Annotated in this window: 14 protein-coding genes and 1 other RNA gene; 3 read left to right on the plus strand and 12 right to left on the minus strand. The window is 60.2% G+C overall.

What is annotated here, in order from left to right; translation table 11 throughout:
* Positions 1 to 23 precede the first annotated feature (23 nt).
* From ACKTSJ_RS01915 to ACKTSJ_RS01950, 8 genes are all read right to left on the minus strand, one after another.
* Entirely contained in the window at positions 24 to 1,226 is a 1,203-nt protein-coding gene (locus tag ACKTSJ_RS01915) for an adenylate/guanylate cyclase domain-containing protein (protein ID WP_407896842.1), read from the minus strand.
* 89 nt (positions 1,227 to 1,315) lie between these two features.
* Positions 1,316 to 2,161, minus strand: a complete 846-nt coding sequence (rluB, locus tag ACKTSJ_RS01920; protein WP_407896844.1) for a 23S rRNA pseudouridine(2605) synthase RluB — start codon at positions 2,159 to 2,161, stop codon at positions 1,316 to 1,318.
* Complete coding sequence (gene recR / locus ACKTSJ_RS01925) at positions 2,158 to 2,757, minus strand: recombination mediator RecR (RefSeq protein ID WP_407896846.1); 600 nt, start codon at positions 2,755 to 2,757, stop codon at positions 2,158 to 2,160. Before recR ends, rluB begins: the two co-directional genes overlap by 4 nt.
* A 120-nt stretch (positions 2,758 to 2,877) precedes the next feature.
* Entirely contained in the window at positions 2,878 to 3,195 is a 318-nt protein-coding gene (locus ACKTSJ_RS01930) for a YbaB/EbfC family nucleoid-associated protein (RefSeq protein WP_407896870.1), read from the minus strand.
* Between the two features lie 133 nt (positions 3,196 to 3,328).
* Positions 3,329 to 4,933, minus strand: coding sequence for a DNA polymerase III subunit gamma/tau (dnaX, locus tag ACKTSJ_RS01935; RefSeq protein WP_407896848.1), 1,605 nt, complete (start codon positions 4,931 to 4,933; stop codon positions 3,329 to 3,331).
* Positions 4,934 to 4,935: 2 nt separating this feature from the next.
* Positions 4,936 to 5,469, minus strand: a complete 534-nt coding sequence (locus ACKTSJ_RS01940) for an acyloxyacyl hydrolase (RefSeq protein ID WP_407896850.1) — start codon at positions 5,467 to 5,469, stop codon at positions 4,936 to 4,938.
* Between the two features lie 18 nt (positions 5,470 to 5,487).
* Positions 5,488 to 5,586, minus strand: an RNA gene (gene ffs / locus ACKTSJ_RS01945) — signal recognition particle sRNA small type.
* 40 nt (positions 5,587 to 5,626) lie between these two features.
* Positions 5,627 to 7,147 (minus strand): fumarate hydratase, encoded by a 1,521-nt coding sequence (locus ACKTSJ_RS01950; protein ID WP_407896852.1) that lies wholly within the window; start codon positions 7,145 to 7,147, stop codon positions 5,627 to 5,629.
* Positions 7,148 to 7,243: 96 nt separating this feature from the next.
* Between ACKTSJ_RS01950 and ylqF the strand changes: the two genes are divergently transcribed.
* Together ylqF and ACKTSJ_RS01960 are read left to right on the plus strand one after the other, a co-directional pair.
* Positions 7,244 to 8,104 carry a ribosome biogenesis GTPase YlqF gene (gene ylqF / locus ACKTSJ_RS01955; protein ID WP_407896854.1) on the plus strand — a complete coding sequence of 287 codons (861 nt, stop codon included), beginning with the start codon at positions 7,244 to 7,246 and terminating at the stop codon, positions 8,102 to 8,104.
* 92 nt (positions 8,105 to 8,196) lie between these two features.
* A complete protein-coding gene (locus ACKTSJ_RS01960; protein WP_407896856.1) occupies positions 8,197 to 8,862 on the plus strand; it encodes a VacJ family lipoprotein in 666 nt (221 codons plus the stop codon).
* Between the two features lie 45 nt (positions 8,863 to 8,907).
* On the opposite strand, the gene htpX is transcribed toward ACKTSJ_RS01960, so the two are convergent.
* Entirely contained in the window at positions 8,908 to 9,792 is an 885-nt protein-coding gene (htpX, locus tag ACKTSJ_RS01965; protein WP_407896858.1) for a protease HtpX, read from the minus strand.
* 182 nt (positions 9,793 to 9,974) lie between these two features.
* Here htpX and ACKTSJ_RS01970 point away from each other — a divergent pair, with 182 nt between their 5' ends.
* A complete protein-coding gene (locus tag ACKTSJ_RS01970) occupies positions 9,975 to 10,568 on the plus strand; it encodes a YceI family protein (protein ID WP_407896860.1) in 594 nt (197 codons plus the stop codon).
* Between the two features lie 10 nt (positions 10,569 to 10,578).
* Here the strand turns inward: ACKTSJ_RS01970 and ACKTSJ_RS01975 are convergent, their stop codons facing one another.
* The 3 genes from ACKTSJ_RS01975 to ACKTSJ_RS01985 form a co-directional block, all read right to left on the minus strand.
* Positions 10,579 to 11,181, minus strand: coding sequence for a LexA family protein (locus ACKTSJ_RS01975; RefSeq protein WP_407896862.1), 603 nt, complete (start codon positions 11,179 to 11,181; stop codon positions 10,579 to 10,581).
* Positions 11,182 to 11,287: 106 nt separating this feature from the next.
* Complete coding sequence (locus ACKTSJ_RS01980) at positions 11,288 to 14,104, minus strand: EAL domain-containing protein (protein WP_407896864.1); 2,817 nt, start codon at positions 14,102 to 14,104, stop codon at positions 11,288 to 11,290.
* 31 nt (positions 14,105 to 14,135) lie between these two features.
* A complete protein-coding gene (locus ACKTSJ_RS01985; protein WP_407896866.1) occupies positions 14,136 to 14,393 on the minus strand; it encodes a YfhL family 4Fe-4S dicluster ferredoxin in 258 nt (85 codons plus the stop codon).
* Positions 14,394 to 14,511 lie beyond the last annotated feature (118 nt).

A 14,511-nucleotide genomic window follows, 5' to 3' on the forward strand; every position in this document is an offset into this window, starting at 1 on the left:
TTCCACTCTCCTATCGCGGCCGTTTATTTAAAACTGTGCCTAATTATTATTTGTGCGCCTGCCTTGACCTGAATCTTCTTCGTGTACACCGGGAAAGTCGAGTTTTTGATTTCAACCGAATGTTTTCCCGCAACCACTTGCAATTCAAGCAAAGGCGGGCTGACGCCCTGTTTTTTTCCATCCAGATACACCTCGCCCCAAGGCTGGATGGAAAGCCGCACCAGGGCCGGTCCGCCAGTCGTTTCCTCCAACGTTCTGGTTCGAGCGCTTTGCTTGATGCCCTGAATCTTTTTTTCCGGCGGTTTGGCCACTTTTTTGTTTGGCGCCTCCGGTTTATTGGATGCCTCCGACACCGCAATGGGTGCTGAAGCCGGTATAGGCACTCCGCGGTCCACCTGGGACGGAGCTCCTGCCATGATTTGCCGGGATGTATCCTGCCGCTGTGACAGACGATAGCCCCCCAGCAGCAATCCCAGCAAAAGCAGCCCAATCACCGCGACAAATCCAGCCTGCTGCATCCGGGTTGCGCCCACAAAACGAGAGACAACATACCGTTCTGCATTGGCCGCCTGATGGGATAAATCGTACCAGTAGCGCTTGGCCGACAGCAAAAATCGGTGCCACCCCATTGTCCGCTCAACCTCATCCGTAAGCACCCTGCTCCGATGCGTCGAGGTCAAATCCCCCGGATAACCGATGGCATACACCTCGTGCTCGCGCACATGCTTGTCGGTGCGCGCGCCCTGGTAGTGGAACATGCCGGCGTATTCGTGCGATAGCCGCGAGACCGCGTCAAAATACGAGCGCGAAACCAGAATCTGGCCGGGATCGGCAAAGCCCATCACGCGCTGCGCCACATTGATGCCGTCTCCGACGATATTGGGCAGCCCGTTGATATCCTTGACCAGTCGCACCGGGCCGAGATTGATCCCCATCCGTACCAGCAGGGGCTGGTCCATGCGCACCCCCTCGCCCAGCAGGCTGCTGCGCACACTCAACGCTGCCTGCAAGGCATCTTCGATATCTCCCAGAAAGCTGATTGCCGCCCCGTCTCCGGTATCCAGAATGATGCGGTCGGCAACCGGCACATCACGGATCGCAATCGACAAAAAGGCATTGAACCGTTCTTTCAGGGAAATCTGGCCCGCAACGGATTTTTTTGAATATTCGACAATATCCAAAAAAAATACCGCACAGATGATGGTTTTGTTGCCTCTTTGTTCCATGTATTTTTTCGGTTATGTGCTCGCCATGAAGCCTGTCCTGCGAATAATCAGCCCGCCGATTCTAACGATAGTCATTGACTATCGCCAGTTCAATTTTTTCGGGGAGGGACGCGTTTCAGCTTGCGTTGTGCGCGGTCGGTCTTGACGACCTGTCTCGCCTCCCCTGCCGGCAAGCCAACCCACTCCAATATCGCCCTTAACTCGCCCTCGCCCAGCTCGACCATCATGCCGCGTTTGATACGCGGGGGCAGGTTGATGATGCCGAAACGAACCCGCATCAGGCGGCTCACGGGCAGTCCCAGCGCCTCGAAGGTGCGACGCACCTCGCGATTCCGTCCCTCGCGGATCACCAGACGGTACCAGTGGTTATAGCCCTCGCCCCCTTCATCGCTCAACTGGTCGAACCTGACTCTTCCGTCTTCCAGTTCGATGCCAGGACCGGTCATCTGTTTCATCTGTTCCGGTGTCAGCTCACCCTGCACCCGCACCGCATACTCGCGTTCCACTTCGAAACGCGGATGCATCAGACGATTGGCCAGTTCGCCGGAGGTGGTAAAAATCAGCAAACCGCTGGTATTGAAATCCAGGCGCCCGATGGCGATCCATTTTTGTCCGCGCAATTTCGGCAAATGGTCGAAAACACTGGCACGTCCATCCGGATCGTCCCGGCTGACGATTTCACCTTCCTGCTTGTGATAGAGCAGGATACGCGGCAATTTCTGCTCGCCCGGCAAGACCAGACGCACGATGCGGCCGTCCACCTGCACCTTGTCACCTTCCGTGATACGAACACCCAAGGTCGCGACGGCGCCATTTACGGTAACCCGCCCCTCGGCGATCCACGCTTCCATCTCGCGGCGCGAGCCGAAACCCGCCTGTGCCAGAACCTTTTGCAGGCGTTCGCCCGGCTGTCCTGCTGCGGAATCTTCAATCATTCGATCACTGCTCTTCTTTCCAGCACAGCCTGCGCCAAGGTCCCGCTGTCCACATGCTCCAATTCCCCCCCCACCGGCAAGCCGCGCGCGATGCGCGAGACCTTGATGCCGTGCGCCCGCAACAGGGTCGCCAGATAATGGGCGGTGGCTTCCCCTTCCACCGTGAAGTTGGTGGCCAGAATGACCTCGCCTTGCAATTCCTGCGCGCGCTTGACCAGTCTATCCAGCGGGAGTTCCCGCGCGCCCACCCCGTCCAGCGGGGACAACCTGCCCATCAGGACGAAATACATGCCGCGAAAGCATTGTGCCTGCTCCATCACCAGCAGATCGGCCGGCATCTCCACCACGCACAGCACGCCGGTTTCACGGCGCGACGAGGCGCACAACGCACAAATCTCTTCCTCGGAAAAGTTGTTGCACTTGGCGCAGTGCCTGACGCTCTCCACCGCATGATCGAGCGAACGTGCCAGTTGCAGCGCCCCCTGGCGGTCGCGTTGCAGCAAGTGATAGGCCATGCGCTGCGCGGATTTTGGCCCGACCCCCGGCAAACAGCGCAGCGCGCTGATCAGGGCCTCCAGACTGGAAGGTGTTTTCATTTAATGCGAATCTCGCATAGCGAGGGCTGACCGCACCCCTCGCCCACAGGGAGAGGGGAAACGGGGGTGAGGGAGTGGACCAAGCCTTGTCAGCATCATGTTCTTAAATACTCTGCCACATCAGAACGGCAGGCTCATGCCGGGTGGCAAATGCGTGGTGAAACCTCTCATCCGCTCCTTTGTGGTTTCGGCCACCCGCTTGTTCGCATCGCTGAATGCCGCCACGATCAGGTCTTCCAGCATCTCCCTGTCATCCAGCACGCTGTCGTCCAGTTGCACGCGGCGCACCTCGTGGGCGCAGGTCATTACGACCTTGACCATGCCGGAGCCGGACTGCCCCTCGACCTCGATGGTGGCCAGTTCGTCCTGCGCCTTTTTCATGTTCGCCTGCATCTGCTGGGCCTGCTTCATCAGTCCGCCCAATCCGCCCTTCATCATTTTCTGCATCCTCCGTTCAAAAAATATCCCGATTGTGGCCCACTCCCGGCCGCGCCCGCCGGGAGCGCGAAAACACGGGGAGAGAAAAACGATCAATGGCTTGCCGTGCGACCGGACAAACCCGCATCGTTTGCTATACGGGCCGGATGGCCCCTTCGACCAGTTGCGCGCCCAATTGCGCCTGGGCCTCGCGCACAAAGACATCCTGTTTGATGGCCGCTTCGGCCGCCTGCTGGCGGGTCTGTTTCTCGTGCTGCTCGACCGCCGCCGGGGTGACCACGTCCTGCGCCACTGCCAACTCTAGGACGAGCTTGACCGGGCGGGCAAAATAATCCGTCAGCGCCGCCTGCAACTTCTCCTGCGCGCTCTTGTTGTTTTGCAAGTGCTTGTGCTGAGGCGCCAGCCCCAATACCAGACGGCCCTCGTCAAATCTGGAAAGCACGCTATTTTTCGCCAGTTGCAACGCCATGCCCTGCACGTTCAACTGTGCCAACAGGGTATTCCAATCCAGATCGGCGCCACCTGGAACGGGCGCCGGGGCAGAAGGCTCAGGCCTCGCCGCCGGTGCCGGCTTGACGACTTTCCGCACCGCAGTGGCTGCCTGCGCCGGCAGCGCGCGCGTTGCCGGCGGCTCTGCGCTGCGCACCGCGCCCTTGGGCGCAAAGGCAAGCATGCGCAACAGGGTCATGGTGAAGCCGGCATATTCATCCGGCGCAAGATCGATCTCGTTGCGTCCGTGAATGGCAATTTGGTAGTTCAATTGAATCTCTTCCGGGGTGAACTGCTGCGCCAGTTCCAGCAGGCGCACGCGCTCCGGCTCATCGTCCGGAATTGCCTGCGGAACCGTTTGCGCCAGCGCAATGCGATGCAGCAAAGTCGCCAAATCTTGCAGCGCCGGATCGAACGCGATGCTGCGCAGCGCCATGTCGTCGGCGATCCGCAGCAGTCCCGCGCCATCGCCGGCCCGCAAACAGTGCAACAGATCGAACAGATACCCCTGGTCGATTGCGCCCAGCATGGTGCGCACCAGCCCCTCGTCCACCTTGCCGGAAGAATAGGCAATCGCCTGGTCCATCAGGCTCAGGGCATCGCGCATGCTGCCGGTGGCAGCGCGCGCTACGAGATTTAGCGCGCCGTTCTCGAACGGAATGTGCTCCTGTTCCAGCACGAACTGCAGATGATCATGGATCAGGGCAGGCGACAATTGCTTGAGGTTGAACTGCAGGCAGCGCGACAACACCGTGACCGGAATCTTTTGCGGATCAGTGGTGGCGAGAATGAATTTCACATGCGCCGGAGGCTCTTCCAGCGTCTTCAACATGGCGTTGAAGGCATTCTTCGACAGCATGTGCACTTCGTCGATGATATAGACCTTGAAGCGTCCGCTGGTCGGGGCGTACAACGCGCTCTCCAGCAGTTCGCGCATGTTGTCCACCTGCGTATTCGAGGCCGCATCCAGCTCGATCAGATCGACGAAGCGGCCGCTGTCGATCTCGGTACAGGCGCTGCACACGCCGCACGGCGTGGCGGTGATGCCGCTTTCGCAGTTCAGGGCTTTGGCAAAAATGCGTGCGATGGTGGTCTTGCCCACACCGCGCGTGCCAGTGAACAGATAGGCATGATGGAGGCGGCTCTGCGTGAGCGCATTGGTCAGCGCCTGCACCACGTGCTCTTGTCCCGCCAGTTGCGCAAAATTTTTGGGGCGCCACTTGCGCGCCAGAACTGGGCTATTGGACACGGTCAAAATCGATAAATCAGATTGATTTGATTGAAATTGATCCCCGGATTGGGCTGTTTAATCGATCCGTTGGAAAGATGCTGAAAACGATAGCCAAAATCAAATTGATGATGGTCGCCAAAGCGCGCGCCGACCCCGATATGGTCACCAAACTGAAACACGGTGCTAAATCGGCGATCAGCATTGCTGAATTTGGGTGAAATCAGGTGAGCGCCGATGCCGCCTTCAAAATAGGGCGCGAAAGCAGACAGGGACTGCTGTTCAAAACGAAACACCGGGGTAAAACCAACATCGGTGAAACGCTTGTTTTTCCCGGCCGCATTGGCGCTTCGCCACTGCCCCGCCGCCGCCTCCCAATACCCCGTCAGGCGCCAGCGCCCCTCATCCAACCACTGGCGGTTCCATTGCCAGATCGCCCCGCCCCGAACGAGATCCGTGCCGTTATCTCCATGGCCAAGCTGCACCAACACCCCATCGACGGCAGCCGCAGGAACTGCCAGCATGCTGGCGCAAACCAGAAGAAAAAAACGCGACATACCCTTTCCCCCACATCAGGAGGCGAGCCTTACCCCCGGCACTTGCAGACATCAGCTGTGGCTGCTTCCTTCCGGACCTGACCAGGTTCACTGCGCTGCAATGCGGGGAGACCCGCCAAACCATTGAAACTTTGCAGATGCTGCAAAGCCTCGAAAACTATCCCTGCTTGATCGGGATCATCCCGATCCGCTTTTGCCACTCTGCCGGACCAATCTCGTGCACCGAATGGCCCTGTGTATCCACCGCCACGGTCACCGGCATTTCCTGCACCTCGAACTCATAGATGGCTTCCATGCCCAGATCAGCGAAGGCCACCACTTTCGCGCTGCGAATCGCCTTGGACACCAGATAGGCAGCACCGCCCACCGCCATCAGATACACCGCCGCATGTTTCTTGATGGCATCGAGACCGGCCTTGCCGCGTTCCGCCTTGCCGATCATGCCGATCAGTCCGGTCTGCGCCAGCAGGGTCTCGGTGAACTTGTCCATGCGTGTTGACGTCGTGGGGCCGGCCGGGCCGACCACTTCGTCGCGCACCGGATCGACGGGGCCAACATAGTAAATGAATCGCCCATTGAAATCCACCGGAAGCGGCTCGCCCTTGGCCAGCAGATCGACGATGCGCTTGTGCGCGGCATCGCGACCGGTCAGCAGCTTGCCGGACAGCAGCAGGGTTTCGCCCGGCCGCCACTGCGCGATCTCCGCGCGCGTGACGGTATCCAGATTAACGCGCCGCGCATCCGCCGCCGGTTGCCACCGCACATCCGGATAATCCTCCAGTCTGGGCGGGGTGAATTGCGCCACTCCTCGTCCATCCAGCGCGAAATGGATATGCCGCGTCGCCGCACAGTTCGGGATGAGGGCGATCGGCTTGGAGGCGGCATGGGTCGGATAGTCGAGGATTTTCACATCCAGCACCGTGGTCAACCCGCCCAACCCCTGTGCGCCGATGCCCAGCGCATTCACCTTGTCGTAAAGCTCGATGCGCAGCTCCTCGATGCGGTTCTGCGCCCCGCGTGCTTTCAGCTCGCCCATGTCGATCGGCTGCATCAGCGACTCCTTCGCCAGCAGCATCGCCTTTTCGGCCGTCCCGCCGATGCCGATGCCCAGCATGCCGGGCGGACACCAGCCCGCCCCCATTCCCGGCAATTCATGCAACACCCATTCCACGATGTCATCGCTCGGATTGAGCATGGCAAAGTGCGATTTATTCTCCGAACCGCCGCCCTTGGCCGCGATATCGACCTCGACCCGGTCGCCCGGCACCAGATCGAAATGCACCACCGCCGGCGTGTTGTCGCCGGTGTTCTTGCGCCGCCCCGCGGGATCGGCAACGATCGAAGCGCGCAACACGTTGTCGGGCAACAGATAGGCCTTGCGTACGCCCGCATTCACCATCTCGGCAATGCTCATCGCCGCGTCTGCCCAGCGCACCTCCATGCCGATCTTCACGAAGGCAACCACGATGCCGGTATCCTGGCAGATCGGGCGTTTACCCAGCGCGCACATGCGCGAGTTGGTCAGGATCTGCGCCATCGCATCTTTCGCGGCGGGCGACTCTTCCCGCCGATAGGCCGCCGCCAGCGCTTGCAGATAGTCCTGCGGATGGTAATAGGAGATGAATTGCAAGGCGTCGGCAATGCTGTCGATGAAGTCCTGCTGGCGGATGGTGGTCATGGTGAATCCCTGTTGGTGAATGCACGGATTATGGGAGTGTGAGCTGGCAGCGTCAAACGGGTAGAATGCGCGCCTTTGTGAAATTCAGTCACCCATATGAGCATTCAGTGGTTCCCCGGACATATGACAGCGGCAAAGAAGAAAGCCGCCGAGAGCATGGAGCGCATCGATGTCGTGATCGAGGTGCTGGATGCGCGCGCGCCGGAAGCCGGCAGCAATCCGCTGATCCGCGAGCTGCGCGAATTCCGCCAGCGCCCCTGCCTCAAGGTGCTCAACAAGAGCGACCTCGCCGATCCTGCCGCAACGCAGGCCTGGCTGACCCATTTCAACAGCCAGAAAAATGTGAGGGCCGTCGCCCTCTCCTGCAAAAAGCCGGGCGAAGCCGCGAAAATACCGAAACTGTGCCTGTCGCTGGCACCGCATCGCGGCACCCCGCTCAAGCCCCTGCGCATGATGGTGATGGGCATTCCCAACGTCGGCAAGTCTACCTTCATCAACGCGCTGCTCAAGCGCCGCACCGCCGCCGTGGGCGATGAACCCGCCATCACCAAGAACCTGCAACATTTCGACCTCAACGACGCCATGCAACTGATCGACACGCCGGGCATGATGTGGCCAAAAATCGAATATGAGAGTGACGGTTACCTGCTGGCGGCCAGCAACCTGATCGGGCGCAACGCCTACGACGAAGGCGAAGTCGCCGCGTTTCTCGGCGACCTGCTGCTGGCACGTTACCCGGCGCTGCTTGTCCAGCGTTACAAAATCCCGCTGGCCGGTCTGGATGGCGTCGCCCTCATTGCCGCCATCGCAAAACAGCGCGGTTTCCGCGGCAAGGGCGGCGAGCCGGAGCTGGGAAAAGCGGCCATGACCCTGCTCCAGGACTACCGCAGCGGCACACTGGGGCGCATCAGTCTGGAAACACCCACCACGCGCGCTTCGATGATGAGGTTAGATTGACTCTGGACTATAATCACCCGCAGGATACCCACCAACCCACCACCAATCCACCACCAACCATGACGCGTCTTCCTCTTTTAATACTCTGCTTAATGCTGGGTGCGTGCGGTACTGCCGCTCACAAAAGCGACCCGTTTGAATCGTTCAATCGCAAAGTCTATGCCTTCAACGATGTGGTTGATCGCGCCGTCATCAAGCCGGTGGCACGCGGATACAACAAGGTGATGCCGGCGCCCGGCAAGACCATGGTGAATAATTTCTTCTCGAATCTGGACGACATCCTGATCACGTTCAACGACTTGCTTCAATTCAAATTTCGCCAAGCCATCAGCGATGGCAGCCGTGTCGCCTTTAACACCACCTTCGGCTTATTCGGATTATTCGAAATCACGACCCGCCTGGAAAAACACAATGAGGATTTTGGCCAAACCCTGCGTTATTGGGGTTTCCCCAGCGGGCCTTACCTCATGTTGCCCATCCTGGGACCGAGCACGCTCACCGACACCGTCGGCCTCTACACCGACAACCTGGTCAGCGTCACCGGACGCGTGAATGATGACACTACCCGCTACCTGCTTTACGCCGGATATGGCATCAATCTCAGAGCGCGACTGCTGGAAAGTGAAAAAGTGCTCGATAGCGCCGCCATTGATCGTTACAGCTTCTTGCGCGATGCCTACCTGATGCGGCGCGTCAGCCTCGCTTACGATGGCAATCCGCCGCGCCCCAATTACGAAGAATTCGACGAGGCAGAATAAAAAACGGCGGGGAATCAACCCGCCGTTTTTGATTTTGCTGCCGCTCTAGCGCGCGTTGCGCAGGGCTTCGATGCGTTCCTCCAGCGGAGGATGGCTCATGAACAGGCGCGAGAAGCCGCCGCCGCTCGAAATGGCCATCGCCGACATATTTTTCGGCAGCGCCGCCGCCTGCTCGTGGTTCAGCTTGAGGCGCTCCAGCGCCGCAATCATCTTCTGCCGACCCGCCAGGTTTGCCCCACCTGCGTCGGCGCGGAATTCGCGCTGGCGCGAGAACCACATGACAACCATGCTGGCCAGGATGCCGAGCAGGATCTGCGCGGCGATCTCCGCCACGAAAGCGCCGATGCCGGGTCCTTCGCGCGGGTCGTTCTTCAGCAGCACCCGGTCCACCAGGATTCCGAACAGCTTGGCGAAGAACACCACGAAGGTATTGACCACCCCCTGGATCAGCGCCAGCGTGACCATGTCGCCGTTGGCGACGTGGCTGATTTCGTGCGCCAGCACGGCCTCCGCTTCTTCCCGGCTCATGGCATGCAACAGGCCGGTGCTCACCGCCACCAGCGAATTGTTGCGGTTCCAGCCGGTGGCAAAGGCGTTCACGTCCGGCGCATCGTAGATCGCGACTTCCGGCATGCCGATCCCCGCCGCATCGGCCTGACGCCGCACGGTATCGACCAGCCAGCGCTCGGTCGGATCCTGCGGATTTTCGATGACATGCGCGCCCACCGACTGTTTCGCCATCCATTTCGACAGCAGCAACGAAACGATGGAACCGGAAAAACCGATCACCGCGGACAGGGTCAGCAAGGCATTGAAGTTGATCGCTCCGCTTTCATCCAGCACCCGATCCACGCCGAGCAGGCGCAGGGTAATGCTGATGACCGCCAGCACCGCCACATTGGTCAGGATAAACAGAAAAATACGTTTCATGACAGCCTCCATAGAATCGGGGCAGCAACACGCGCCCCGTTGATTTTTGTCGCGCTCCACAAATGGGGGGGCGGCTTCATTTTTTCAAGCGCCCGATGTGATACCCGCCGCCACAATAAGTTCGCTTGCCACCTCTCATGTACAGCTATAGCATCCCCAGACAATTTTCCAGGATCAAACTCATGCCGAATCGCCTGATCCCAACTGCCGTGCATCAATTGCGGTTTGTGCTGCCCGCCTTGTTCGCCGCCAACACCTTGGCTGCCGAGCATTACACCATTGATGCCACTCATACCTGGCCCTCGTTCGAGGTTAATCATCTCGGTTATTCCACCCAGCGCGGCCGCTTCAATCAGACGCACGGCAAGATCACGCTCGATGTCGCCGCCAAGACAGGCATGATCGATATCACGATCGATGCCGGTTCGATCGATATGGGATTCCAGAAATGGGATGAGCACATGAAGTCGCCGGATTTCTTCCATATCCAATTGCACCCGACCATCCGCTTTTACGCCGACGAACTTCGGTTTGAAGAAGAAAAATTAGTCGGCGCGAAAGGATATTTGACGCTGCTGGGTACCCGGCGAGCAATCGAATTGAGCATCGCCAATTTTCACTGCGCTCCCCATCCATTGAACAGAAGACGGCACTGCGGTGCCGACGTGACCTCCCGCATCCAGCGCACCCAGTTTGGCATGGCCAAATACGTCCCCATGATTGGCGACGAAGTAAAACTCGTCATCCCGGTCGAAGCCGACCTTGATCAAGAATAATCCAAGCGGACTATTTGCGGTATTTCCGCGCCAACCCGACCAGCACGCCGAATATCTCCAGCGTCCCTTGCGGGCGAATGACGGGATACGCCGGATTCTGCGGGCGCAGGATGAACTGGCCGCGTTCCTTGTCCAGGGTTTTCAGGGTGAACTCGCCATCCACGATGGCGACCACGATGTCGCCGACTTCGGCCAGATCGCGTTTCTCGACCACGGCCACATCGCCGTCGTGAATGCCCGCGCCCAGCATCGAATCGCCCTTCACCAGGATCAGCGTGGTCTTCGAGGGTGTGTCGATCAGCATCTCGTCGATGAGGAGATACTCGCTCTGGGTCGCGCTCACCGTGACCGGCATGCCGGCCGGAACCGAGGCATCCGCAAGGGGCCGGGCGAAGAATTGACGGGTCGGAATCCACATCCCGTCCGGGGTGCGTTCGATGAAACCGGCCTCACCCAGCCGGTCCAGGATCGCCTTGACCCACGATTTCGAGGCAATGCGGAACACGGTGCACAACGCGGCGTAGGACGGAATGCTCTTCCAGTCGGCGTAATAATCCTGCAGCCGGGCAAGATATTCCGCATCCCTGGCGTGGGCCGGATTAGGTTCAGTCATGGCATCCCCCTGTTACAGAACAAACGTGCGGCGCATGGTAAAGAACGTTTGTTCTGCTGTCAATGCAAGTGCGCAGGCACGCCCCGCAGGCCGCCGGTCAGGAAACTCAATCCTGTCTGATCGTTGCCAGCACTGCCACCTGCAAGGCATGGGTCAGCACCAGAATCTGGTCTTTCAGGCCCAGCAGCTTGCCGCACAGCTCGCGTGCGCGTTCGATTTCGCCGGCATCGCGCAGACGGATGATCTCGGTGCCGGTTTCATGCACCTGCACATGCACCGGCTCGATGGCAACAAATTCCGGCAGGTGACCGTAAGTCGCCCGGCCGTGTCCGTAGTACCAGCGGCCAAAGCGGCATTGGTGGTGATTTTTCAACTCTCCCGTTGACAGCGCCAGCGGCGCATTTTCCACTGCCAGCGTCACGCGCCTGACCCACTGCAAGTGATCGTGTTGCGCCACCAGCAGCGGCAGATTGCTGATCTCCCAGCGCGCGTCCGCCCACAGCACCCAGCTTGGATCGGGCTGATACTGGCGCACCCAGTCCGCCACCTGCGCCGCCGGCATCGGGCGCGCGATGCCGTAACCCTGTGCCTCGTCGCACCCGAGACGCATCAGCAACACGCCATGCTCGGCCGTTTCGACGCCTTCGGCGATGACTGAACGGTTGAACAGCCGGGCCAGGCCGATCACCGCTTCCACGATGGTGATGTCCTGCTCGTCGTCCAGCATGTCGCGCACGAAAGACTGGTCGATCTTCAGGGTTTCCGCCGGCAGATGTTTGAGATAGCTCAACGAGGAATAGCCGGTGCCGAAATCGTCCAGCGCAAAACCCACGCCCAGACGCCGGCAGGCGGCGATCTTGTCGCTCGCGCCGTGCAGATCGTCGAGCGCCACCGATTCCAGAATCTCGATCTCCAGCAGCGCGGGTGACAGCGCCGGATGGCGCGCCAGAATCTGCGCCAGGCGCGGCGTGAAGTCCTCGCGCTGAAAATGGTGCGCGGCGATATTCACGCTCACCGACCACACCAGGCCCGCCGCCTGCCACTGTTCCATTTGCTGCAACGCGCGCTCGGTCACCCATTCGCCGATGTCCACGATGAGGTCGGACTGTTCGGCCAACGGCAGAAAATCCAGCGGCGGGATCAGCCCGTCCTGCGGATGCTGCCAGCGCAACAAGGCTTCCATCCCGATCACGCTGCCATTGCGGAGATTCACCTTGGGCTGGTAATGCAGCACCAGCTCGTCCGCCCGCAAAGCCTCGCGCAGACGCAGCAGGCTGCGATGGGCCGCCTGGGTTTCCCGGTCCTCGGACACATTAAACAGGTGGAAGCGGCTGCGCCCCAGTTGTTTGGCCTGATACATGGCCTGGTCGGCATGGCGCAACAACGTATCGCTGTCGGCATCATCGAAGGGATAGACGGTCAGCCCGATGCTCGCCGAGACCGTGATTGCCCCGATCTCCTCGCAGCAAGGCTGGGCAATGGCATCGATGATGCGCTGCGCGGCCGCATAGATTTCCTCCACGTTCTGCGCATCACCGAGCAGCAGCACAAACTCGTCCCCGCCCAGACGCGCCACCGAATCCTCGCCCCGCAACTTGGCCTGCATCCGGCGCGCAACTTCCACCAGCAGGCGGTCGCCCACCTCGTGCCCGTAACGGTCGTTCACCGGCTTGAAGCCGTCCAGATCGAGCAGACACACGCCGAGCAGCTTGTTCTGCCGCCGCGCAGAAGCCAGCGCACGCTGAAAACGGTCGGTCAGCAAGGCGCGATTGGGCAGACCGGTCAGCGCATCATGCCCGGCCTGCCATTGCACGGCATTGAGCAGCTTCTTGTTGTCCGTTACATCATGGAACACCAGCACACAACCGAGCAGCGCGCCATCCGGCAGACGAATCGGCGCGGCGGAATCCTCGATGCAATATTCCGTGCCACTGCGGCTGATGAGCACCGTGTGATTGGCGAGGTTCACCGTTTTGCCGAAGCGCAGGACCTGTTCGACCGGATTCTCCACCCGCATGCGCGTGGCTTCGTTGACGATGTGGAAGATTTCCGCCAGCGGTTTGCCCGCCCCCTCTTCCTGCGTCCAGCCGGTGAGCCGGACCGCCACCGCGTTCAGGAAAGAAACGCAACCCTCGGCATCGGTGGTGATGACGGCATCGCCGATCGAAGCCAAAGTGACTTCTGCTCGTTCTTTTTCTGTCTGGACGGTCCGCACCAATTGCGCGACCCGGTCCGCCATCGTATTGAACGCGGTGGTGGTGGCGCGCAGTTCCGGTGCGCCATACAGCGGCGCGCGCACGGCAAAATCACCCGACTCGAACGCCTGCGCGGCAGCCTTCAACTCGCGCAGGCCGCGCAGTGTGGAACGCAGCACCAGCCAGGACAGCAGCGCGATGGAAAACAACACGGCGGCCACGGCCTTGAGTTGGTTGAAAACTTGCAACCAGGCCGGCAGCAAGGCATGGGCCGGGTCGAAGCGGATGGTCAGTGAGCCAGGGGCAACTCCCTCCGCTTGCAGGGGAAGGATGACGGGTGATATGGGAATGCCCATGCGGGCGACAAACCAGGCGGGCGCATGTTCTGCGGAAGGAGAGCGATCCTGCGCAGTGATGGACCGACCGTCTGCCGCGCGCCAGGACAGTTCGACCAGATCAGGTCGAACATCCACTTGCCGTTGCAGGAACTGCGCAGCGGTCTCGTGATTTCCCCGTTGCAGCTCCTCGATCAGTTCGGCCGGCACGATGGCTTGCACCACGGACAATTCCTCGGCCAGACGCGCTACCGCGAACGCCCGGGCTTCCTGCGCCAGCAGCACGGTGCGCACCGTGACGGCCAGCGCCACGGTCAACAGCAGCGCACCCACCAGACGCGCGATCAGCGGGATGGAGTGCCAACAACGTGAAATGGGCGAGCCAGGATGCATCGTGACCTCCGGGGCCGGAGGTTACAGGCGCTTACTTGCCTTTGGCCGCCATCAGCGCTTCGTATTTGGCCTGCAGTTGTTCCTTGCTCTCGACGTGATCGGGATCTTTTGGAATGCAATCCACCGGGCACACTTCCACACATTGCGGCGTATCGTAATGCCCCACGCACTCGGTGCATTTTTTCGGGTCGATGATGTAGATGGTGTCGCCTTGCGAGATGGCGTCGTTCGGGCATTCCGGCTCGCACACGTCGCAGTTGATGCATTCGTCGGTGATGATCAGTGACATGGTTACTCTTATATGGACGCCTCCCGGTTTAGCAAGAGATTTGTCGTGTTTTGGTAAAACCAGAAATCGGCTGCAGTCTTATATCCGGCCTTGTTGCAAGCTGGACTTCTGCCTGCGG

Origin of the sequence: Ferrigenium sp. UT5, from assembly GCF_045866295.1 — a bacterium.
Taxonomy (GTDB): domain Bacteria; phylum Pseudomonadota; class Gammaproteobacteria; order Burkholderiales; family Gallionellaceae; genus Sideroxyarcus.